Consider the following 20,991-nt stretch of genomic DNA (forward strand, 5'->3'; position numbering starts at 1 on the left):
GCACCCTCTTCTTTTCACCCTATTTTCTCTTGAAAGGCCCGTTCTACGGCCTCTTTTTCTTCGTATCCTTCTTCCAGGTATTTCCGGATCAGCTGCTGCATCTCTTCATAATCCCGAGGAATGACCCGGGTGAAGCGCTGGACCGTATGTTCCCAATCTGCCAGCAGTTCTCTGGAAAGGGGACTGCCCGTCATGATTCCATGGCGGACCAGGATATCCCGGAGCTTTTCCTGTTCGGCCGGTTCCGCCACCGCCTCCAGGTTCACCATCCCCTGGTTGCAGCAGGCTTCGTCCAGATCCAACACATAGGCCGTACCTCCGGACATGCCGGCGGCGAAATTCTGGCCCACAGGCCCCAGGATCACCGCCGTCCCGCCGGTCATGTATTCACAGCCGTGGTTGCCGATGCCCTCCACCACCGCTGTTGCACCGCTGTTGCGGACGCAGAACCGTTCACCGGCCCGGCCGTTGATATAAACTTCTCCGCTGGTAGCGCCGAAGCAGGCCACATTGCCGATGATCACATTCTCTGAAGGAGCAAAATCTGCTGCTGCCGGCGGGAACACGGCGATCTTTCCGCCGGAGAGGCCCTTCCCCAGATAATCATTGGCATCCCCTTCCAGGCGCAGGGTCAGCCCCTGGGGAATGAAGGCCCCGAAGCTCTGGCCGGCACTGCCTACAAAGGAGAGCTGGATGGTATCGGCCGGCAGCCCTTCTTCCCCGTACCGGCGGAAGATCTCGCTGCCCAAAAGGGTCCCGGTGACCCGATTGGTGTTGTCGATCCGGAGCCGGGCCCGGATGGGTTTCTTCTCTTCCAGGGCCGGACGGCACATCCGCACCAGTTTGCCCTGGTCCAAGGTCTGTTCGATCTGGTGGTCCTGGGGCACCGCAAAATGATGGGCCTGGGCAGGATCCGTGTGAGGCCGGAACAGGAGTTTTTCCAGGCTCACCGTAGCTGCTTTCCAGTTGGCGATGTTCTCCTTCTGCTTCAGCCGGTCATAGCGTCCCACCATCTCTTCCACCGTATGGAAGCCCAGACGGGCCATGATTTCCCGCAGGTCCTGGGCCACGAATTCCATATAGTTGATGATGTGTTCCGGTTTGCCGGCAAAATTTTTCCGCAGTTCCGGCTTCTGGGTGCAGATGCCATAGGGACAGGTATTCAGGTTGCAGACCCGGATCATCCGGCAGCCCAGGGCGATGAGGGGCCCGGTGCAGAAGTCGAAGTTCTCCGCTCCGAACAGGGCGGCGATGGCCACATCATGGCCGGTGAGCAGCTTGCCGTCCACGGACAGTTTCACCCGATCCCGGAGCCGGTTCATCAGCAGGGTCTGCTGGACTTCGGAAAGGCCCATTTCCCAAGGCAGGCCCGTATGGCGCATGCTGGTCCGGGGTGCTGCCCCCGTGCCGCCCCCGTGGCCGCAGATGGTGATGCTGTCGGCTTTGGTCTTCACCACACCGGCGGCAATGGTCCCTACCCCGGAGCAGGAAGCCAGCTTCACGCTGATTTCTGCCTTCTTATTGATGTTCTTCAAATCGTAGATCAGCTCGGCCAGATCTTCGATGGAATAGATATCATGATGGGGAGGAGGAGAGATCAGGGAAACCCCCGGCGTGGAATGACGGGTGTAAGCGATGGCGGGATCCACCTTGCTGCCCGGAAGATTCCCTCCCTGTCCCGGCTTAGCGCCCTGGGCGAATTTGATCTGCAGTTCGTCGGCGTTCACCAGATAATTCCCCGTCACCCCGAAGCGGGCAGTGGAGACCTGTTTGATGGCATCGCTGGGATTGCTGCCATCCGGCCGCAGGGTGAACCGTTCAGAGTCTTCGCCTCCCTCGCCGGTATTGCTCCGGCCGCCCAGGCGGTTCATGGCAATGGCGATGCATTCGTGGGCTTCCTTGCTGAGAGCCCCATAGCTCATGGCCCCGGTGCGGAACCGCTTGACGATGGATGCTACTGGCTCCACTTCTTCCACCGGGATGCTGCAGCCGTCCGGGTAGTCGAATTCCAACAGATCCCGGAGGCGGAACAGGGCGCCGCTGTTGACTCTGTCCGCAAACTGCCGGTAAGCATCCCGGTCCCCTGTCCAGCACGCTTTCTGGAGCAGAGCGATGGCCTCCGGATCCAAGATATGGGGTTCAGGCCCGTTTTTCTTATAGGCATAGATGTCCCCATCGGACAGCCCCTGCTTTCCCTGGAACGCCTGACTGTGGCGCATTTCCGTTTCTCGGGCGATTTCTTCCAGACCCAGTCCTTCAATCCGGGAAGGAGTATGGACGAAATACTTGTTGATCACATCCTTGTTGATGCCCACGGCTTCGAAGATCTGAGCCCCGTGATAGCTGCGGACGGTGCAGATCCCCATTTTCGACATGACGGTCTGGATGCCGGCAACAGCGGCCTTCAGGTAGTTTTCCTGGGCTTCTTCCCCGGTGACGCCGGCCATCTTGTGGCCTTCTGCCAGCGCTTTCAGGGTATCCAGGGCCAAGTAGGGATTGACGGCGGTGATGCCGTACCCGATCAGGGTGCAGAAATGGTGGATTTCCCGAGGTTCCCCGGATTCCAGGATCAGCCCCACATCGGACCGGACGGTCTCTTTGATGAGGAAGTTGTGGACCGCAGCCGTAGCCAGAAGGGCCGGGATGGCAGCCAGATACGGGCTTATCCCACGGTCGGAGAGGACCAGGATGTTGGCGCCGCCCTGGACGGCCTGGAGGGCATCTTTGCACAGCCCATCGATGGCTTTTTCCATGGCCTGGGCTCCCTCGCTGACAGGATACAAGAGGGACAGGGTGACGGTGCGGAGCTTCTCGTTTTTCTGGCTCTTGATCACCGCCATCTCTTCATTGGTCAAAAGGGGCCGATCCACCGCCAAGGCATAGGTCCCTTTTTCATCAGGATCCATGATATTGGCTACGTTGCCGATCATCACGGAAGTGGAGGTGACGATGCTTTCCCGAAGGGCATCCATGGGCGGGTTGGTGACCTGGGCAAAGTTCTGCTGGAAATAATCGTAGAGCATCTGGGGCTGTTCGGAAAGCACCGGCAGCGGACAGTCCACCCCCATGGCGCCCACCGGCTCCTTCCCAGTCCGGGCCATGGGCACCAGGATCTGGGCCAGATCTTCTTTGGTATAGCCGAAAGCCTGCTGCTGTTCCAAGAGGGCATCCGGCTTCGGTTTTTCCAGACTGGCATCCCCCGCTTCCTCCATCAGGTCCGGCAGATCCACCAGGTGTTCCTGGCACCACTGGCCATAAGGATGGGCAGAAGCCATGATATGCTTCACTTCCGCATCCGGGACGATCCGTTTCTGCTCCGTATCGATGAGCAACATCTTGCCCGGTTCCAAGCGGCCCTTGGAAAGCACCTCCTTGGGATCCAGGCGGACAGCCCCCACTTCCGAAGTCAGGACCACCCGTCCGTCTTTGGTGATGCAGTACCGGGCCGGGCGCAGACCGTTCCGGTCCAGCATGCCGCCGATCCGGGTGCCGTCGCAGAAACAGATGGCCGCCGGACCGTCCCAGGGTTCCATCATGAAGCTCTGGTAGCGGTAGTAATCCCGTTTTTCCTGGCTCATGAGCGGATCCTTTTCCCAAGGTTCTGGGATCATGGTCATCATGGCATGGGCCAGGGAATGGCCGGACATGTACAGGTATTCCAGGCAGTTGTCGAACATAGAAGAATCACTGCCGGTGGCATCCACCACCGGAAACGCCTTATCCAGTTCCGGATATTTCAGAGAATGGGCCTTGCCTTCCCGGGCGTTCAGCCAATTGGTATTGCCCCGGATGGTGTTGATTTCCCCGTTGTGGATCATGTACCGGTTGGGATGGGCCCTTGCCCAGCTGGGGAAGGTATTGGTACTGAACCGGGAATGGACCAGGGCCATGGCACTGGTGAAATCCAGATCGGAAAGATCCAGGTAGAAATGGCGGATCTGGGTGGCCGTCAGCATCCCTTTAGAGACGATGGTATGGCTGGAAAGGCTGGCAATGTAGAAATCCGACCCCATTTTCTTGCTGGCCGGGGTGATTTTCTTTTCCGCCAGGCGCCGGATCACATAGAGTTTCCGTTCGAAATCCATGGGGTCCTGGAGATCCCGGCTGCGCCCGATGAACACCTGGACGATCCGGGGCCGGACAGAAGCTGCCGTTTCTCCGATGCAGGTATCATCCACAGGCACTTCCCGCCAACCCAGGACGGTCTGGCCTTCTTCCCGGACAATCTGTTCAAAGGCTTCTTTCTGTTTCTCCAAGAAAGCATCGTATCGATGGGCAAAGATCATCCCTACCCCATACTGGCCTTCCGGCGGCAGTTGGAATCCCAGCACAGCACATTCCCGGCTCAGGAAGGCATGGGGGATCTGGACCATGATCCCGGCCCCGTCCCCGCTTTTATGGTCGGCGCCTTCGCCGCCCCGGTGCTTCAGGTTCTCCAGGATGTCCAGGGCATCGTAGACGATGTCATAGGACCGTTCTCCCTTGATGTTGACGATGAAACCCACCCCGCAGGCATCGTGTTCGTTGACCGGGTCATACATGCCCTGCCGCTGCGGCAGGTCCCGCAAATTTTCTTCCATTGTGCAGCCCCCCAAAAATATAGAAATAGATCTCTGATACGTCCTCAGAAGAAAGTTTGTGGATCCGTCCAACGCCGCTTGCTGCAGCCAAGGTTTTGTCCTCTGGAAACGTTCTTTCTTCCGTAAAACAGTAGAGTATGTGCATAAGTTTACTATTATTTTTCAACTCTGTCAAACGATTTTATACACAAAGTCCGTATTTAAGATACTTTTGTATCTTAAATACGGACAAATTAGAAAGAATACAGTATTCTTTTATTTTCTTCAATTGTTATACGTATTCAGCTGGATGCTCCTGGGGTAGTCGTCGAACCAGAGATATTCCCCGTGGCCGATGGCGTAGGCGGCGAACTGGCCGGCTTTGGGAACATTCCGGAATCCGTAAGAAGCCGCATAGTCTTCCAGGCTGCTGGCACAGCCCAGGCCCGACCGGTCGAACTTCCGGTCCCCTTTCCGGTAGATCCGGATGCGGCGGACCGTTTGATTTTCCAGGAATAGTTCCAGACCCAGCCGGGTGTACTTCCATTTTTCAGCCACCACATGGCCGTTCCGGTCCTGGACCCGCTCCAGCCGGTCCGGGATGCCATAGGCGGCTTCCACGGCCCCTGCAGGGGTATCCAGCCCGATGCCTCCCACCGATTCATAATGCAGGGGTTCTGGGGTCCGGCTCAGGAGACGGCCCTTCTCTCCCCGATGGGGATCCCCGCCCAGGAACACATGGGCATGCCAGCTATCCTTCTGGAGGCTTTCACAGACAAGGGGCAGTTCCCGGAGCCCTGCCGCTTCCCGGATCTTCACCCGGCAGCTGAAATCGCTGCTGCCGCCGGCCAGTCCGGCCACTTCTTCCACCGGGCAGCCGTTGACCGTATCTTCTCGGATATCCAGCACCACCTGGCCAGAAGCATCATACCATTTGCCCAATACCTTGGCAGGCAGCCCCATGGCCAGCGCCTCTGCCGCCATCGATAGAGAAAGCCCCGTCACCAGGGTCAGCAGAACCTTTTTTCCATCCATGATCCTTCCCCCCGTTTCTGCAAGAAATTCCAAATCCATTATAACACGGAAAGGAAAGAATTTTCTGGATTCTCTTTCATTCTACCGGGATCCGGATCTCGGTGGATGATTCCCTCAGATTCCTTCTGGAGCCTGCCTCCTCAGTTTCTTGTAGAGCACCAGGCAGATCCCTACGGAGACCAGGGATCCGCCGGCCGTGGCCAGGCCCATGGGCAGCAAGGTAGCGGGAAAGGCCTTGCTGGCAGCGTAGACCAGAGGGATCCGGGCCAGGACAATGGAAATCACATTATGGAAAAAGGAAAATTCCGAACGGCCGCAGGCACAGAAAAATCCACTGAAGCTGAAATGGATCCCTGCGAAAAGGGTATCCCACGATATAGCCCCTGAGATAGGGGGCTCCGGCGCCGATCACCTCTGGATCCGCGGTGAAAGCCCCTCGTATAATAGAGTTGTACCAGATATTCTCTTTTATAGTGAATTACGGTACGATTAGAATGGAGCTGTGGATTGGTTGCGAACCCCTCGTATAATAGAGTTGTACCAGATATTCTCTTTTATAGTGAATTACGGTACGATTAGAATGGAGCTGTGGATCGGTTGCGAACCCCTACCGCTTGACGGTTTTCGTAGAGTCCGACCACAGACTTCATTCAATTTGTTAATGAGTTGGATACCGCTCGACGGTTCATATCTAGCGAGGATACATTATGATGAAGTCTCTGTGGCTTTGATGCACAGCTGCCAATTCAAAAAAAGGAGGTTGATTTTTATGCTTTGTATCGGAATTGACGTTGCAAAGCGGAAACATGACTGCTGTATCATTGACTCGGATGCATTGAAAACAGTTGAATCTTTTACATTTCCCAATTCACGGGAAGGCTTTGACATGCTCCTTTCCAAGATTTCTGAACTGGGCATTCCAAAAGATAAAATAAGAGTAGGATTGGAAGCAACCGGTCACTATTCCTCGAATCTCGCCCATTTCATCTCAGAACATGACCTTCCACTGCTCACTTTCAATCCGCTTCTCACGAATAGATACAAGCAAGGATTCAGCCTGCGTAAAACCAAGACTGATAAAGTCGATGCCTGCGCTATTGCACAGATGATTGTGTCAGGGAAAGGATCCCAAACCTACTCTTCTTCATTGTACCATAACGAGGAAATGAAATCACTCTCTCGTTACAGATCTCAAACCATGCAGAAGTGTTCCAAGCTAAAGATATCAGTTTCCCGTCTGGTTACGATTTTATTCCCAGAGCTGGAAGGGCTGACATCTTCCATCCATCTTGCTTCAATCTATGCGCTTCTAAAAGCCTATCCTGGCCATGAACAGATTGCTCATTGCAGCATGAAGCGGCTGACGCGCCTGTTAAGTGATGCCTCACAGGGGAGATTTGACAAAAGCAAGGCTTTGGAAATCCACCAGGCAGCATGCCGTTCTATCGGTAAAGTCTCGCTTTCGGCTTCTATGGAACTCGTCCATACCATTACGGATATTGAAGTGTTGAAGCAGCATATCGTTGAAATCGATGAGAAGCTTAAGGAAATGGTGGACCAGGAAGAATCTTCGATTATTGACATACCAGGGATCGGTTATACCCTTTGTGCCAGCATTCTGGGCGAAGTTGGTGATTTCAAGCGTTTTCCGGATGTCGACAAGCTCCTTGCTTACGCAGGGATGTCACCTTCCAAACATGACTCTGGAGACTACCATTCGAAGCATAACAAGATGGAAAAAAGAGGATCCCCCTATCTGCGAAAGACACTGTACCTTGCCGCCCGCCTGGTTGCACAGAACGTACCGAAATTCAAAGAATACCTTGAAAAGAAACTGTCAGAACACAAGCCTTACAAAATCGCTTTGTCCCATGTAGCCAAGAAACTGATCCGATTGATTTACCGGCTTGGTATTAGTGGCTGCCCTTATTTAGCCTGATTTTTTTAAGCCCACAAAAGGGGGCTTGGGTAAGTGCGCCCTTTTGCCAAGATCCATAGCAACTGAAATTTATTTTAAAATTGGCTTGACTTTATATAGTTGGTCTATAACGGTTGTAGAGTCAAGAAAAAAAGGCTGTTGTATGCGTATGATTTTCACGCATGCAACAGCCTCTCCTATCTGTCACAGATACTTCTTCTCTAATTTTTCCAAAATGGCCAGGTAATGATCCTGGACCCCTTTGGCACTTTCTTCTTCTTCGAATTTCCGGCTCCGGGCATCGATGGCGGTCATGTCTTCCGGCGGCAGTTGATTCTCAGCAAAGGTGTACACCACATTGTTTTCCTTTTCAACATGGCGTTTCAGCAGCCGGGCATACCCCATGGTTTCCGTCAAGATATCCAGCTTATATTCGGTCTTAGGTTCCTTTTCGTACTGGTCCAGTGCCGTAGCCAGGCTCATCACATGGTCCCGTCCCAGGTCGTGCTCCACCAGCATCCCATGGGTTACCAAGTTATCCGCCACCCGGCCCAATTTGGCCACCATCACCGGGAACAGAAACTTTTCTTCCTTCCCATGATGGTGTTTGTCCGCATAGTTCCGGATGAAATCCACCATCTCCCGGAAATCCCCCAGATCCACCGGCGCTCCTTCCAAGATCCCGATGCAGACCTGACGGATCACTTCCAGCATCCGGCTGATGTTGTGATGTTCTTCTTTCATCAACTCAATACTGTAAGTCATATTTTCCTCCTTCAGGCGGCTTTGGGGCGGAGCACGTAATGGGTATGGTCTTCCTGTTCCAGAGTATAGCCGGTCTGTTCCAGCATCCCTTCCATCATGGCATCCCGCAGGATATAGTACACCCGAGGGTCCACATCTGCCTCCTGCCAGTAAGCCCCATGGAGATCATCGGTCTGGTCCCAGGCAAAAGCATCGGGGTCCTGGTCGGTGACCTGGTTCACCCGGTCGCAGGGCATGCCATTGAGGAACGCGTCTTCGAAAGCCCGGTAGATGGCAGAAGCATCGGCATCTGCTCCCAGAGCCCGGTCCCGGCCCACTTCCCTGGCCAGTTTTTCCAGTTCTGGCAGCAGGTCATCGTTGTGGTGGAGCAGGGCTGAAACCAGCTGGGCATAGCGGCCTTCCGCATCGTGGATCCGGCTCTGGAGCCAGCCATGGATATTCATGGTATCGATCAGTTCGTCCAGGGGACGGGTTTCTTCCTTTACATAGTCGGCAGCCGGCTTATCTCCGGTGCCCCAGCCCTGGGCTTCCGCTTCTGCCGCGATCCGGGCGATGATGGCCTCCTGGAGCTGGATCTTGCCGTACAGCCAATGATGGATGGGTCCCAAAAATGCGCTCATGGTCTCCCCTCCCCTCAGTCTTCCGCCAAAGCGGCGTTCACAGCATCAACCACCTTTTGCGGGTCCAGCCCATGGACAAAGGCAGCGTCATTCAGAGATTCCATCTGGGAAGAGGGGCAGCCCAGGCAATGCATCCCCACAGCCTGGAGAGCCGGGATGGCTTCCGGATATTCCGCACAGATCTTGCCGACCAACATTTCGCCCGTGATTTTTTTTGCAGTTTCCATAATTGTTTCCTCCATTGTATGATGATTTTTTATTTTTCCCAATCAACAGAACCTGGCCTTGGGACAGGTCTTTTCCATCAGCCATTGACCTTTGACCGATTTTGTTCGTTGTTTCCTTACAGCTGTAAGTATACCGGAGGAAAGAAAAAAGATATGTTGTTTAAACAACATATCTTACTTTTCTTTTTCAATTGTTTTCAGTGGGTTCCGTTTCTTCCGAAACAGCCGGATCCTGTTCTGCCGGCTGGGGATCTTCCACTCGGTTCTCATAGAGGAGGGAGTCGCCCCGGCCCGGGGTCAGGGAATACCCATAATTCTTCAAGTATCGGTACATGACCTCCACGGTGTGGAGCATTTTCTTTTTGGAACTGTGGTCCAAATCCTCGGGATCGGCCGGAGGCGCCATGGGCATCCGCAGTACATTGGCTCCACTCTGGACGCTGAGGATCTGCCCGTGGGCGTGGATCCGCCGGAGGGACCAGGGCGCCACGATATTGGCCCGAGGAAACAGGATCCGCAGCACCGCTGTCAGCCGCAGGTATTCTTCCAGGGCCATCCGGTCCTGTTGGCGGAAAGGCGTCCCGTCTTCCGGCAGGAAGGGAGTCAGCGTGATGGAATGAGGAGCCAATTCCTGGAGCAGGGTAAGATCCCGGACCAGATATTCCGTCTGTTCATAGGGAGCCCCCACCAAGAAGCCGGTATCCGTTTCGTATCCCAGTTCCTTCAGGTCGTTCACACAGGCGATCTTGGTGGACAGGGCATGGGTGGGCGGATGGAGGCGAGAAAAATGCAGGGGATCCGCCGTCTGGAAGCTGAGGAAGTACCGCTGGGCACCAGCCTGGTGGAGCCGATGGTAGGACTGCCGGCTCCGTTCCCCGATAGAAAGCCCCAGGGCGCAGTCCGGGAACTGCTTTTTCAGGTTCTGCAGCAGGTTGCACATGATCATATCCGTGTAGTAATGATCTTCTCCGCCCTGGAGGAGGAAGGACCGGATGCCCAGTTCGTACCCCAGGCCGCAGGCTCCCCGGATCTGTTCCCAGTTCAGACGGAACCGGGCCAGGTCGTTGTTTTCTGCCCGGCGCTGGCAGAACAGGCAGTTCTGGGGACAGTGGTTTGTGAATTCCAGGACCCCCTGGAAATACACTTTTCGATGAAAGACGAAATTCATGGCCTCCTGGGCCCCTCGGAACAGCTTGGCCCGGAGCAGAGGATCTTCTGTCAGCAGAAGTTCCTTATATTCCTCCTCCGTCAGAACGGAATATTCCTTCAGCTTATCCACCAGATCCACGATTGCCACCTGCTCTTTCTTTCGATTTTTCCTATCGCTTTATTATAATGCCTGCTGGGCCTCATTGTCCACCAAAGCCATGGCCGCCACATGGACGGTGGTCCCTTTCTTTTCCAAAAGCCGCAGCAAATCCCTTGCCGCCAGATAGACTGTAGCCGTGTTCTCGTTGGGATGGATCCCGATCCGGCCCGCCCCTTCCAAGAACCGCCGGTCCAGGAAGAATTCTACCCTGTGCCCAGCATCGTTGAGCAGCCCGAAAGGCGTCACCGATCCAGGAGCCAGCTGCAGGAAGGAGGCCAAATCTGCTGGAGAAGCCAAGGAAAGCCGCCGGGTCCCCTGTTCCTTCTGGAAAGCCTTCAGATCCAGCCGGCCCTCCCCTTTCACCGTGATCAGTCCGTAAAACCTTTTTTTATCGTCCCGCACAAATAGATTGCAAGCCAGATCTTCCGGATACGGCAGCACAAGGGAATGGGTCCCTTCCATAGTAAAGACCGGAGGGTGTTCTGTCACGGCAAAAGGGATCCCCTCTTCTTCCAGCAGCCGGTAAATCGCCTCTTTTTCCATCCTGGCCCCTTCCTTTCAGAAAAAGAAAAAAGGCTGTCCGCTAAGACAGCCCTTCGGTTATGGCGGAAAGGTGGGAAAAGCCTTTACCATAGCCGTTTTAAAGGCTGAATAACAGAAAGTGCGCAAAAAGTGCGCAACCACTGAATTTTAATCTTCATTGCACCCCTGTAATTATAACAAGGCTCCTGGATTCCTTCCAGGGGCTCTTTATTTTGTCTGATATATAGGCAACCACATTCCCATTCTGGGAATCTGCTTCCAGGGGCTTTTTTGTCTTGTCTGATATATTGGCCCGTGTTTGTTATCACGGATTACTATGATATAATGGTTTCGTTGTCGTCCCCATTCTGGCAACAGAAGGGGGGTGTAAGTATGAATCACCTTTTGTCCTTCCTGGTGTCCGTTGCGGCTAGTGTAGTTGGCTACTACATTCGCAAATGGTTAGACGGGCACGATAAAGACGGCAACTAGCCAAAAAATACCCCCGGGCTAGACCCCCGGGGGTATTCGTGCAAGTATGCACCTTTTGTCCTTCTGGCTGATTCCATTATAGGCCAGCCAGACAAGAAAGTCAATCATTGGACAACGAACGGTATGTGTCAACAAGTTCTCGGTGAAACCTTCATTGCCGTATAGTTATTCAGAAATAGGGTCAAAAATTTTTTATCGTTGCTTCGAGGTCGACGACGTAGACCAACTATATAAAGTCAAGCCAATTTTAAAATAAATTTCAGTTGCTATGGATCTTGGCAAAAGGGCGCACTTACCCAAGCCCCCTCTTGTGGGCTTAAAAAAATCAGGCTAAATAAGGGCAGCCACTAATACCCAGCCGGTAAATCAATCGGATCAGTTTCTTGGCTACATGGGACAAAGCGATTTTGTAAGGCTTGTGTTCTGACAGTTTCTTTTCAAGGTATTCTTTGAATCTCGGTACGTTCTGTGCAACCAGGCGGGCGGCAAGGTACAGTGTCTTTCGCAGATAGGGGGATCCTCTTTTTTCCATCTTGTTATGCTTCGAATGGTAGTCTCCAGAGTCATGTTTGGAAGGTGACATCCCTGCGTAAGCCAGGAGCTTGTCGACATCCGGAAAACGCTTGAAATCACCAACTTCGCCCAGAATGCTGGCACAAAGGGTATAACCGATCCCTGGTATGTCAATAATCGAAGATTCTTCCTGGTCCACCATTTCCTTAAGCTTCTCATCGATTTCAACGATATGCTGCTTCAACACTTCAATATCCGTAATGGTATGGACGAGTTCCATAGAAGCCGAAAGCGAGACTTTACCGATAGAACGGCATGCTGCCTGGTGGATTTCCAAAGCCTTGCTTTTGTCAAATCTCCCCTGTGAGGCATCACTTAACAGGCGCGTCAGCCGCTTCATGCTGCAATGAGCAATCTGTTCATGGCCAGGATAGGCTTTTAGAANTTCGCCGCAGGCAAACCCGTCCCGGCCTCCCAAAGGGGAAAAGTCCTCCTATACCCGTACTGACTTGCACCTCACCCTTCCGCTGGGAGGGCAGACCCGTTCGTCCCTGGCGGGAGGCTCACAGCCTATCGCCTTGCCCTGACGGTCAAAGGCTGCGGCTACGGACCAGGAAGCCAAATGGTCTCGCCCGCGTGCTCCACCCGTTAAGCGACCACTGTCGATGTTATCCCGCCGACTCCTCCTGGGCCTGCCCTCCCGGCTCCCGGGGTATCGACGTATACCCGCAAAGAGCACCAGCATAGCCGGAGGCCAAGTCCGTCCTTATTACCAGTTCAGTGCTGCGGCCAACTGTCCCATGGGACTGCAGCTGGGACCGTAATTGGCAATTCTGCACTGATGGGTACCTACGTGAGGGACGAATATCGGCTTTTTCACCGCTTCTCTCACCGCATTCCGGTACTCTTTCCGGGTTTTCAACGGCATAACGCACAAATCTCCTGCCAGGGCCTGCTCCAGGTCAGCGTTCTTCAGGCCACTGATCACCTTGACCATTGCCAGGCCGCCTCTATAGCTCCAGCGCCGTCCCTGTTTCTTCATCCGATAGGTATTTCACAAGTCCCCAGCCCTTTCCGACAGTCTTCCAGTCCCTCCCTCAGCGGCAAAGGAGTCAGCCATTCCCAGTTACGTTCCAAATAAGCCCGCAGTTTCCTGACGTTCTTTTCCTCTTCGGCAGTGCTGGCTTCTCCTTCCAGCATGTCCAGGCAGCAGTGGACACCCTCCAGGTCGTGTTGCCAGACCTTGTGATGGAAACGGTCAACCACGCTGCCCTTTGGCTGCCCTTTCATCAGGACACCGTCTCCCTCGATGAACAGGTATTTTGGTTTTTCCAATGGTTCATCACCGCAGAAGGCCGGGTTGGCTTGGGATTCCTCGTACTGGGCGTACTTGTCTCCCACCGTCCTGACTATCCTGCCTACTGTCTGATGGCTGATATCCAGCGGAGTCAGGGTATTCACTGCCTCAGCTGCAGCCCGATAGACGCTGCCGGCTGCCACTTTGGTTACTGAGTACAGGAGCAACGGAGAATACCGTTGATAAGGTGACAGACCCAGGATATTATCCAAAGGATAGAATGGCTTTCCGCCTTCGCGCCGGACCAGACGGCGGGAAAATGTGACCGTCCCGAACATGCAAAGCACAGTACGCTGGTCGATCCGCAGTACTTCCTGTTTTCCCGCATACTGCCTGGCCATCTCAGCATCGTAAATCTCCAGAGCCCGGGCGAAGGCCTGGGACTGGAGCTCGATTCCCCGCCGCCAGACCTCCTTTTCCAGTGCCAACCCGTTGGAACACCCCTTTATTAAGTTGATGGATTCTGATACAATGAAATCCATGGAAGACCTTCTCTCCTATCTGTAGTGGTGTGGTAACTAATACTATAGGATGAAGGTCTTCCTTTTTGCAAGTTTATAAGGGATTATTCATTTCACCGAGAACTATTTTACACTAAGCAACAAGCGACAGGAACAATGGGGCCGCCGGGGCAACAGCCTTTGTAGCAAGTACAAGGACAGGGGCTATATATTCACCACTGACACGGGTATGCCCTACAATCTGCAATACATTAACAAACAGTTGCGTGCGATAGATATTCCAGGAAAGCATATTACCACCCATGTTTTCCGCCACACTCATATAAGCATGCTTGCGGCTATGGGTGTGCCGTTGAAAGCCATAAATGCAGAGAGTCGGTCACAATGACCCCAAAACGACACTGGCTATATACACCCATGTAACCGAATCCATGGAAAAACAGCTACAGGACAGCCTGGAAAAAATGAGCATTTAAAAAAGTGCGCAAACAAAAAGTGTGCAATCTGGAAAAATGCGCAAAAGTGCGCAAAAGGGGGGATAAAAAAAGAACAACGGAAAACGGTTCAAATCACTGTGAAAGCCCGCTACACCTTGTTTTCAGTAGGCTTTGAACAATGTCGAACTGTTGCCGTTGTCCCGGAAAATAAATGGCGGAAGGGGTGGGATTCGAACCCACGGTCCCTTGCAGGATCGCCAGTTTTCAAGACTGGTGCCTTAAACCGCTCGGCCACCCTTCCATGTATAGAACAGATTAAGTATAGCGTAGGGGGGTGGGATTGTCAAGGTTCCTTATTTTTTCTCCCGGCTGCATTTCTCCGCATCCATGGCCAAGGCAAACATGAGCACATGGAGGGCGTCGGCCGGATTGCCGATATCCAGTACATAGGTATCGGACAGATGGAACAATTCCTTGCCGATGGTGGCGATCCAATTGTCCTGGGCATCCCGGATGGTGTAATCCCATTCCAGGAAATTCCCATCCACCTTCCAGCCGTTGAAGTCAATGGCGAATTTGGGAGAGAACAGGGACAGCTTCTTGCTGATCCGTCCGATGTACCGTCCCCCTTCATACAATTCGAACTTGGGCAGGAAGGTGATGATTTTTTCCTTCACCAGGCCCAGCTCATGGCCCTGGGGATCGCAGATCTTCAGGCAGTGCCCCCAGGCCAACTGCCCTTTCACCACAAAGACCGTACTGCCGTTTTCGTCGTAGATATCATAACTGTCGAACCAGGAAAAGATCCGCTGGCGGAATAAGAGTTTCACGGCCGTACCTCCTTTAAAAGACATCAGACCCGGCCCTTGCGGGCCTTTCAGATGTCAGACGTCAGATTGTTCGTAATAAAGCAGATCAGACCTGCTGCTTAACCGAACAAAAGCTGATATCTGACGTCTCAAGGCCCCTTGGGCCGTGTCTGACATCTTACCGGGTCCCCTTCACTGCATCTCTCACGATATCCAGGATATGGTTCCCCACTTCTTCCTTGCTCATGAGCTCCAGGCTGCGGATCTCGCCGCTGGGGAACAGCAGCTTCACCACATTGGTATCGGTGCTGAAGCCAGCGCCCTTCATGGTCACGTCGTTGGCCACGATCATATCCAGGTTCTTTTTCTTTACCTTGGCCGCGGCATTTTCCAGCAGGTGCTGGGTCTCTGCCGCAAAGCCCACCAGGAACTGTCTTTTCTTTTCCTGGCCCAGCTGTTTCAGGATATCCGGGTTCTTGTCCAGGGCAATGGTCAGGGTCTCGTCGTTTTTCTTGATTTTCTGGGCTTCTGCATGGTGGGGCCGGTAATCTGCCACCGCAGCCGCCATGATCACCACATCCACGGCTGGATAAGCGGCCAGCACGGCATCCATCATTTCCCGGGTGGTCTCCACATCCTGGAACACCACATTCCGAGGTACGGGAAGGGCTGTCGGACCGGAAATCAAGGTGACTTCTGCACCCCGCCGGGCAGCGTCCCGGGCAATGGCATACCCCATTTTCCCGCTGGAGCGGTTGCCGATGAAACGGACCGGATCGATGGCTTCCCGGGTACCCCCGGCGGTCACCAAAATCCGGAGGCCCCGCAGGTCCCCTTCCCGGCTGGCCAAAAAGGCGTCGAGGAAGGCCTTGATGTCTTCCGGTTCCGGCAGCCGCCCGGAGCCGTTCACCCCGCAGGCCAGATGCCCAGCCGCACTGGGCATGATGGTGATCCCGTCCTGGCGCAGGGTAGCCAGGTTCCGGACCACTGCCGGATTTTCCAGCATATTGGTATTCATGGCCGGACAGATGATCTTGGGTCTGTCACAGGCCATCAGGGTGGTGGATAAAAGGTCATCGGCAATGCCATTGGCCATTTTCCCGATGATGTCCGCCGTCGCCGGTGCCACCACCATCAGGTCGCACCAGCGGCCGATGGCCACATGTTCCACATTGAACTCCGCATTGCCGGCCCACAGGTCCGTGGCCACCGGGTTCCCGCTGATTTCTTTGAACAGCAGCGGGGAAACCAGATGGGTGGCCGCTTCCGTCATGATCACCCGCACCTGGGCTCCGGCCTGGACCAATCGGCTCACCAGGGTCACGGCCTTGTAGGCGGCAATGCCCCCCGTCACGCCCAACGCAATCTTTTTGCCTTCCAGCACGGCTGCCTCCTGTTATTTTTTCATTTCCTTCAGGTCTTCTTTGGTGGCAATGGTCACCAGACCTTCGCCGATTTCCTTCAGGGCGATGGAAACCGGTTTGTTGGAATCGCACTTCACCAGGGCAGGAGCATGGTCCACCAGCTGCCGGGCCCGCTTGGAAGCCATAATCACCAGGGCATACTTGCTGCCGACTTTATCAGCCAGATAATCAATAGAAGGATCAATCATGGACATAGTGTACTCTCCTTTACTTCTCCTGCGCCGGTGCGCAGTCACAGTTGCCGTTATGGCAGATTTCATCAACAATGTAATAGGTGCGTCCCACCCGCAGGTGTTCCACATCGATGATCTTGCTTACTTTATCCGTGGCCTTCTCCACTTCGTCGTTGACCACGATGTAGTCATACTTGGAAGCATAGGCCAGTTCACTGGTAGCAGCACTGAGCCGGCGTTTGATCACGTCCACGGCATCGGTGCCCCGTTTGTAGATCCGCTTGGACAGTTCATCCAGGGAGGGGGGAACGATGAACACGAAGACCCCGTCCGGATAGCTTTTCTTCACCTGGAGGGCGCCCTGAGGATCGATTTCCAGGATTACGTCCAGGCCTTCTGCCAGTTTGTCCAGCACATACTGCCGGGGAGTCCCGTAGTAGTTGCCGTAGACGGAAGCATGTTCCAAAAGGCCTCCATTTTTGATCATCTCTTCGAACTCATCCCGGGTCTTGAAGAAATAATTCACTCCATCCACTTCCCCGTTCCGGGGCTGGCGGGTGGTGCAGGAAACCGAGTAGGCCATGTGTTCCCGTTTTTCCCGGAGCCGGGCACAGATGGTCCCCTTCCCGGCACCGCTGGGCCCGCTGAGCACCAGCAAAATCCCCTGAGGCTTATTCATCGTCTTCCTCCCTCTCTTCTGCAGCCGGTTCTTCCTGGGCTTCCTGGGTCACAAACCGGTTGGCAATGGTTTCAGGCTGCAGGGCAGACAGCACGATATGGCCGCTGTCCATAATCAATACGGCCCGGGTGCGCCGTCCGTAGGTGGCATCGATGACCACGCCCTTGTCCCGACCATCCTGGATGATCCGCTTAATGGGAGCGCTTTCCGGGCCGATGATGGTGATGACCCGCTGTGCGGAGACAATGTTGCCGAAGCCGATGTTGATCAGTTTGATGTCCATAAATAACTTCTCTCCTAGTCTTATTGTATATTCTGGATTTGTTCCCTTACCTTCTCGATTTCGCTTTTCATATCCACGATGGTCTGGATGATCGGAGCATCCCCTGCTTTGGAAGCAATGGTGTTGGCTTCCCGATTCATCTCCTGGACCAGGAAATCCATCCGCCGCCCCACAGGGGCCTCTTCCCGGAGCAGCTGGCGGAACTGCCGGAGATGGCTGTGGAGACGGACGATTTCCTCCGTCACATTCACCCGGTCTGCATAGATGGCCGTTTCCTGGATGACCCGGCTCTCGTCCAAAGGCCCGCTCCCTGCTTCCTGGAGCAGCTGGCGGAGCTGCCGTTCCAGCTTCTGCCGGTATTCCAGCACCGTTTCCGGTGCCCGTCCTTCGATGGTCTCCAGCTGCCCTTCGATGACAGCGATGCGTTTTTCCAGGTCAGCTGCCAGCTGGCGGCCTTCTGTCCGGCGCATTTCCAGCAGATGGGCCAACGCTTCATCCGTTGCCTGGGCGATCCCCGGCCACAGTCTTTCCAGATCTACGGCTCCTTCTTCCGGGAGCAGTACATCAGGACAGCCCGCGATGAAAAGCAGTTCCTGAGAGAATGATTCCCCAGGAGAACCCAGCAGGTGGGCAAGTTCTTTCAAACTATCATGATAAGCTTTTGCCAGCCCTTTGTCAATCTTAACTTGTCTGCCTTCCGCTCCCGTATATCCAGAAGTAATGAATACATCGATGTGTCCCCGGCTGATCTGTGCCAAGATCTTCCGGCGCAGGCGGTTTTCCAGGGGATTCAGGAACCGAGGCAGCCGCAGGGCCGCCTCTCCGTACCGATGGTTCACGGTCTTGATCTCGATCTGGAAGGTGAAATCTTCCTCTTCCCATTGGCCCCGGCCGTAGCCGGTCATGCTCTGGACCATCTTTCCTCTCCTCTTTTCAGTTCATGGCAGTGAGCTTCAGGACAAATTCCCGAGTCCCCCCATATTCATCGGTGGCCGCCAGGACCATGGTCCGGCTGGGATCCACCTTGGTCAAATCAAAATAGACGAAATACTGCAGGTCCCACACATTGTTGTCTTCCAGTTCCCCGCTCTGTTTGTTGGGGATCTCCATATCCCGCTGGGAAGCACTGTTCAGGTTGCAGTAATAAGGTTCCAGCACCTTCTGTCCCTGGTACAGCTTCACCTTCAGGTTCTTGGGTTCCAGTTTCACGCTGGTGCTCAAGTTGAGGCCCAAGGCCAACACCCCATCGTACTGCTTGGCCACCTTCATCCCCTGGGCCACCGTAGGAGTGTTCCCTTCACTGGCCCGCTGCCGGGCATCCACCGCTGCTGTCAAATAGGGGGTATAGACCACCACCCGCTCCCGCAGCCCGTAGGGATTCATCTGCTTCCGGTCGTAAACTGTCCAGGGGGCCAGCACTTCTCCCAGGGAGGCCCCTTTCCTTTCGGCTCCGTAGGTCTGTGCCGACTGGATGGTATTGGGAGTCAGGGGAAGCATAGCAAAGACAGGTTGGGAAAACAGCAGGAAGACTGCTGTGCAGAAGCCCAGTTTTTTCATGATATCCTCTCCTTTACAGTTTGACCGAAAAGTCTTATACGGTTATACTAATCAATATATTATAACGAATTTAACGAAACCGTGCAAATATTGGAGGAAATCATGAATTTAGAAGGAATTGCCCTGCAGCTCCTGACCCGGGAACTGACAGCTGCCCTCAGCGGCGGAAAGATTTTCAAGATTTTCATGCCCAGCCGGGCTTCCCTGCTGCTGCAGGTGAACCAGCAGAACCGGACGGTGAACCTGCTGGTGGATATGAACGGAGATTCTCCTCTCATCACCCTGCCGGAAACTTTGCCGGAACGGCCGGACCTGCCGCCCAGTTTCTGCATGCTGCTCCGGAAGCATCTGGAAGAAGGGCGGATTGCCAAAGTCTCCCAGCGGGGGCTGGACCGGATCCTGACCCTGGATGTGGACCTGATCGGAGCCGAACGGAAGATCATCACCAAGAAGCTGATCCTAGAGCTCACTGGCAAGAACAGCAACATCATCTTCGTGGACGAAAAAGGCATCATCCTGGATGCCCTCCGGCACATCAGCAAGGCCCAGAGCCGGTTCCGGCAGATTCTGCCCAACCTGCCCTATGCCCTGCCTCCCGCCCAGGAAGGACTGGATTTTCTCCAGGCGGACCCCCATGCCATCCGGGAAGCCGCCGTGGCCCAGGGGGATGTTTCTCTGGTACAGGGCCTCATCGCTGCTACCCAGGGCATCGGGAAATACACTGCCCAGGAAACGGTCCTGCGCAGCGGCTGTGAAGGCCCGGTGAACCTGCTGGACCTGGAAGGAGCCCGGAAGCTGGAAGGCGCCATCACTGGGCTCCAGGAAGAGATCCGCCGGCGCTTGGACGGGACGGACCCTACCGTGGTAGCCCAGATCGACAGCCGGAACCGGATGAAGAACCTGGTACCCTACGTTCCCCAGACCCATCCAGAATGGACCCGGATGACTTTTCCGTCTCTCTTGGCGGCCCAGGCCTACAGTGCTTCCCTGATCCCGGTCCAGATCCCGGAAAAGGACCAGCTGACCAAACTGGTGGCCGTCCAAGAAGCCAAGACGGAAAAGAAGCTGAAGTTCCTGGCCCAGGACCTGGCTCGAGCGGAGAACGCCGAGACCCAGAAAATCATAGCGGATACCCTGATGGCCTACGGCTGGTCCCTGGAAAAAGGCCGGACTTCCTGTGAACTGGAAAGCCTCTACGACGGAAAGAAGCTGAAGATTGCCCTGGCCCCGGAACTCACGGCCATGGAAAATGCCCAGGCTTATTACAAGCGGTACAACAAATTCAAGCGGGCGGTGGGAGAGATCCAGCAGCAGCAGACAGAAGCCCAGGAGCTCTTGACGTATCTCCAGAGCCTGGAAGTATCCCTGGAGACTGCCTCCACCAAAGGAGAAATCGCCGAAATCAAGCAGGAGATCATCGGTCTGGGGCTCCTGCCCCGTCCCCGGAAGAAGCAGCCTTCCCAGAGCCGTTCCACTCCTCTCAAAGTGGTGCTGACCCCGGAGACCTTCCTTTATATTGGAAAGAACAACCGGCAGAACGATGAAGTGACCTTCAAACTGGGCAGGGGCAGCGACCTGTGGTTCCACGCCAAGAACATCCCCGGATCCCATGTCATCTTGAAGACCACCCTGCCCCAGCCCCGGCAGGAAGATATCTTGGCCGCCGCCCAGCTGGCTGCCGGCTACAGCAAGGGCCGCAGCGCCGACCGGGTGCCGGTGGATTACACGGAAAAACGCTTGGTGAAAAAACCCAGCGGGGCCAAACCCGGGTTCGTGATCTACACCGGCCAGACCACCTTATATGTTAAACCTTGTACAACTGTCCACGTATCAAAAGACTGATTTGTTTTT

General features: G+C 54.6%; 21 protein-coding genes and 1 tRNA gene. 3 read left to right on the plus strand and 19 right to left on the minus strand.

Annotation, left to right across the window (positions count from 1 at the left end; genetic code table 11):
- Positions 1-14: 14 nt before the first annotated feature.
- The 3 genes from gltB to BQ2657_RS13170 all read right to left on the minus strand — a co-directional run bounded on the left by gltB (position 15) and on the right by BQ2657_RS13170 (position 5,879).
- Positions 15-4,580, minus strand: coding sequence for a glutamate synthase large subunit (gene gltB / locus BQ2657_RS10670; protein WP_075580593.1), 4,566 nt, complete (start codon positions 4,578-4,580; stop codon positions 15-17).
- A 264-nt stretch (positions 4,581-4,844) separates the two neighbouring features.
- Complete coding sequence (locus BQ2657_RS10675) at positions 4,845-5,594, minus strand: hypothetical protein (protein ID WP_143224881.1); 750 nt, start codon at positions 5,592-5,594, stop codon at positions 4,845-4,847.
- A 114-nt stretch (positions 5,595-5,708) separates the two neighbouring features.
- On the minus strand, positions 5,709-5,879 hold the full coding sequence (locus BQ2657_RS13170) for a hypothetical protein (protein ID WP_187119202.1): 171 nt from the start codon (positions 5,877-5,879) through the stop codon (positions 5,709-5,711).
- 484 nt (positions 5,880-6,363) lie between these two features.
- On the opposite strand from BQ2657_RS13170, the gene BQ2657_RS10680 reads away from it, so the two are divergent.
- A complete protein-coding gene (locus BQ2657_RS10680) occupies positions 6,364-7,533 on the plus strand; it encodes an IS110 family RNA-guided transposase (RefSeq protein WP_075580534.1) in 1,170 nt (389 codons plus the stop codon).
- A 183-nt stretch (positions 7,534-7,716) separates the two neighbouring features.
- Here BQ2657_RS10680 and BQ2657_RS10685 read toward each other — a convergent pair whose 3' ends face one another.
- The 8 genes from BQ2657_RS10685 to BQ2657_RS10720 form a co-directional block, all read right to left on the minus strand.
- Complete coding sequence (locus tag BQ2657_RS10685) at positions 7,717-8,277, minus strand: hemerythrin domain-containing protein (RefSeq protein WP_075580595.1); 561 nt, start codon at positions 8,275-8,277, stop codon at positions 7,717-7,719.
- An 11-nt stretch (positions 8,278-8,288) separates the two neighbouring features.
- Complete coding sequence (locus BQ2657_RS10690) at positions 8,289-8,897, minus strand: hypothetical protein (protein ID WP_075580596.1); 609 nt, start codon at positions 8,895-8,897, stop codon at positions 8,289-8,291.
- Positions 8,898-8,911: 14 nt separating this feature from the next.
- Positions 8,912-9,124: a DUF1858 domain-containing protein gene (locus BQ2657_RS10695; RefSeq protein ID WP_075580597.1), complete on the minus strand. Its 213-nt coding sequence runs from the start codon at positions 9,122-9,124 to the stop codon at positions 8,912-8,914.
- Positions 9,125-9,311: 187 nt separating this feature from the next.
- On the minus strand, positions 9,312-10,421 hold the full coding sequence (gene hydE, locus BQ2657_RS10700) for a [FeFe] hydrogenase H-cluster radical SAM maturase HydE (protein ID WP_232709075.1): 1,110 nt from the start codon (positions 10,419-10,421) through the stop codon (positions 9,312-9,314).
- A 33-nt stretch (positions 10,422-10,454) separates the two neighbouring features.
- Positions 10,455-10,976: a YbaK/EbsC family protein gene (locus BQ2657_RS10705; RefSeq protein WP_075580599.1), complete on the minus strand. Its 522-nt coding sequence runs from the start codon at positions 10,974-10,976 to the stop codon at positions 10,455-10,457.
- A gap of 796 nt (positions 10,977-11,772) precedes the next feature.
- Positions 11,773-12,360, minus strand: coding sequence for a transposase (locus BQ2657_RS10710; RefSeq protein WP_455692632.1), 588 nt, complete (start codon positions 12,358-12,360; stop codon positions 11,773-11,775).
- Between the two features lie 369 nt (positions 12,361-12,729).
- Entirely contained in the window at positions 12,730-13,002 is a 273-nt protein-coding gene (locus tag BQ2657_RS10715) for a hypothetical protein (RefSeq protein WP_187119203.1), read from the minus strand.
- Complete coding sequence (locus BQ2657_RS10720) at positions 12,999-13,799, minus strand: UPF0236 family transposase-like protein (protein ID WP_075580602.1); 801 nt, start codon at positions 13,797-13,799, stop codon at positions 12,999-13,001. The genes BQ2657_RS10715 and BQ2657_RS10720 overlap by 4 nt, the downstream gene beginning before the upstream one ends.
- Positions 13,800-14,007: 208 nt before the next feature.
- Between BQ2657_RS10720 and BQ2657_RS13330 the strand changes: the two genes are divergently transcribed.
- Positions 14,008-14,166, plus strand: coding sequence for a site-specific integrase (locus BQ2657_RS13330; protein WP_222704329.1), 159 nt, complete (start codon positions 14,008-14,010; stop codon positions 14,164-14,166).
- Positions 14,167-14,427: 261 nt separating this feature from the next.
- Here the strand turns inward: BQ2657_RS13330 and BQ2657_RS10730 are convergent.
- The 8 genes from BQ2657_RS10730 to BQ2657_RS10765 all read right to left on the minus strand — a co-directional run bounded on the left by BQ2657_RS10730 (position 14,428) and on the right by BQ2657_RS10765 (position 19,140).
- Positions 14,428-14,516 (minus strand) — tRNA-Ser (locus BQ2657_RS10730).
- Between the two features lie 52 nt (positions 14,517-14,568).
- Positions 14,569-15,045, minus strand: coding sequence for an LURP-one-related/scramblase family protein (locus tag BQ2657_RS10735; RefSeq protein ID WP_075580603.1), 477 nt, complete (start codon positions 15,043-15,045; stop codon positions 14,569-14,571).
- Positions 15,046-15,202: 157 nt separating this feature from the next.
- Positions 15,203-16,408 (minus strand): bifunctional phosphopantothenoylcysteine decarboxylase/phosphopantothenate--cysteine ligase CoaBC, encoded by a 1,206-nt coding sequence (gene coaBC / locus BQ2657_RS10740; RefSeq protein ID WP_075580604.1) that lies wholly within the window; start codon positions 16,406-16,408, stop codon positions 15,203-15,205.
- 12 nt (positions 16,409-16,420) lie between these two features.
- Positions 16,421-16,642: a DNA-directed RNA polymerase subunit omega gene (gene rpoZ, locus BQ2657_RS10745; protein ID WP_075580605.1), complete on the minus strand. Its 222-nt coding sequence runs from the start codon at positions 16,640-16,642 to the stop codon at positions 16,421-16,423.
- A gap of 13 nt (positions 16,643-16,655) precedes the next feature.
- A complete protein-coding gene (gene gmk, locus BQ2657_RS10750; protein ID WP_075580606.1) occupies positions 16,656-17,300 on the minus strand; it encodes a guanylate kinase in 645 nt (214 codons plus the stop codon).
- Entirely contained in the window at positions 17,293-17,583 is a 291-nt protein-coding gene (remA, locus tag BQ2657_RS10755) for an extracellular matrix/biofilm regulator RemA (RefSeq protein WP_075580607.1), read from the minus strand. Before remA ends, gmk begins: the two co-directional genes overlap by 8 nt.
- A gap of 20 nt (positions 17,584-17,603) precedes the next feature.
- The gene (locus BQ2657_RS10760) at positions 17,604-18,500 is read right to left on the minus strand and encodes a YicC/YloC family endoribonuclease (protein WP_075580608.1); all 897 of its coding nucleotides are present in this window, start codon (positions 18,498-18,500) and stop codon (positions 17,604-17,606) included.
- Between the two features lie 16 nt (positions 18,501-18,516).
- Positions 18,517-19,140 (minus strand): hypothetical protein, encoded by a 624-nt coding sequence (locus BQ2657_RS10765; RefSeq protein WP_075580609.1) that lies wholly within the window; start codon positions 19,138-19,140, stop codon positions 18,517-18,519.
- A gap of 102 nt (positions 19,141-19,242) precedes the next feature.
- Between BQ2657_RS10765 and BQ2657_RS10770 the strand changes: the two genes are divergently transcribed.
- Positions 19,243-20,982 (plus strand): Rqc2 family fibronectin-binding protein, encoded by a 1,740-nt coding sequence (locus BQ2657_RS10770; protein WP_075580610.1) that lies wholly within the window; start codon positions 19,243-19,245, stop codon positions 20,980-20,982.
- Positions 20,983-20,991 lie beyond the last annotated feature (9 nt).

The organism is Acidaminococcus massiliensis (assembly GCF_900095825.1).
GTDB classification, from domain to species: Bacteria; Bacillota; Negativicutes; order Acidaminococcales; family Acidaminococcaceae; genus Acidaminococcus; species Acidaminococcus massiliensis.

Coding starts and splice junctions, on each gene's coding strand:
- gltB (WP_075580593.1), bottom strand. CDS start 4,580: ATGGAAGAAAATTTGCGGGACCTGCCGCAGCGGCAGGGCATGTATGAC.
- BQ2657_RS10675 (WP_143224881.1), bottom strand. CDS start 5,594: ATGGATGGAAAAAAGGTTCTGCTGACCCTGGTGACGGGGCTTTCTCTA.
- BQ2657_RS10680 (WP_075580534.1), top strand. CDS start 6,364: ATGCTTTGTATCGGAATTGACGTTGCAAAGCGGAAACATGACTGCTGT.
- BQ2657_RS10685 (WP_075580595.1), bottom strand. CDS start 8,277: ATGACTTACAGTATTGAGTTGATGAAAGAAGAACATCACAACATCAGC.
- BQ2657_RS10690 (WP_075580596.1), bottom strand. CDS start 8,897: ATGAGCGCATTTTTGGGACCCATCCATCATTGGCTGTACGGCAAGATC.
- BQ2657_RS10695 (WP_075580597.1), bottom strand. CDS start 9,124: ATGGAAACTGCAAAAAAAATCACGGGCGAAATGTTGGTCGGCAAGATC.
- BQ2657_RS10705 (WP_075580599.1), bottom strand. CDS start 10,976: ATGGAAAAAGAGGCGATTTACCGGCTGCTGGAAGAAGAGGGGATCCCT.
- BQ2657_RS10710 (WP_455692632.1), bottom strand. CDS start 12,360: ATGAAGCGGCTGACGCGCCTGTTAAGTGATGCCTCACAGGGGAGATTT.
- BQ2657_RS10715 (WP_187119203.1), bottom strand. CDS start 13,002: ATGAAGAAACAGGGACGGCGCTGGAGCTATAGAGGCGGCCTGGCAATG.
- BQ2657_RS10720 (WP_075580602.1), bottom strand. CDS start 13,799: ATGGATTTCATTGTATCAGAATCCATCAACTTAATAAAGGGGTGTTCC.
- BQ2657_RS13330 (WP_222704329.1), top strand. CDS start 14,008: ATGCCCTACAATCTGCAATACATTAACAAACAGTTGCGTGCGATAGAT.
- rpoZ (WP_075580605.1), bottom strand. CDS start 16,642: ATGTCCATGATTGATCCTTCTATTGATTATCTGGCTGATAAAGTCGGC.
- gmk (WP_075580606.1), bottom strand. CDS start 17,300: ATGAATAAGCCTCAGGGGATTTTGCTGGTGCTCAGCGGGCCCAGCGGT.
- remA (WP_075580607.1), bottom strand. CDS start 17,583: ATGGACATCAAACTGATCAACATCGGCTTCGGCAACATTGTCTCCGCA.
- BQ2657_RS10760 (WP_075580608.1), bottom strand. CDS start 18,500: ATGGTCCAGAGCATGACCGGCTACGGCCGGGGCCAATGGGAAGAGGAA.
- BQ2657_RS10765 (WP_075580609.1), bottom strand. CDS start 19,140: ATGAAAAAACTGGGCTTCTGCACAGCAGTCTTCCTGCTGTTTTCCCAA.
- BQ2657_RS10770 (WP_075580610.1), top strand. CDS start 19,243: ATGAATTTAGAAGGAATTGCCCTGCAGCTCCTGACCCGGGAACTGACA.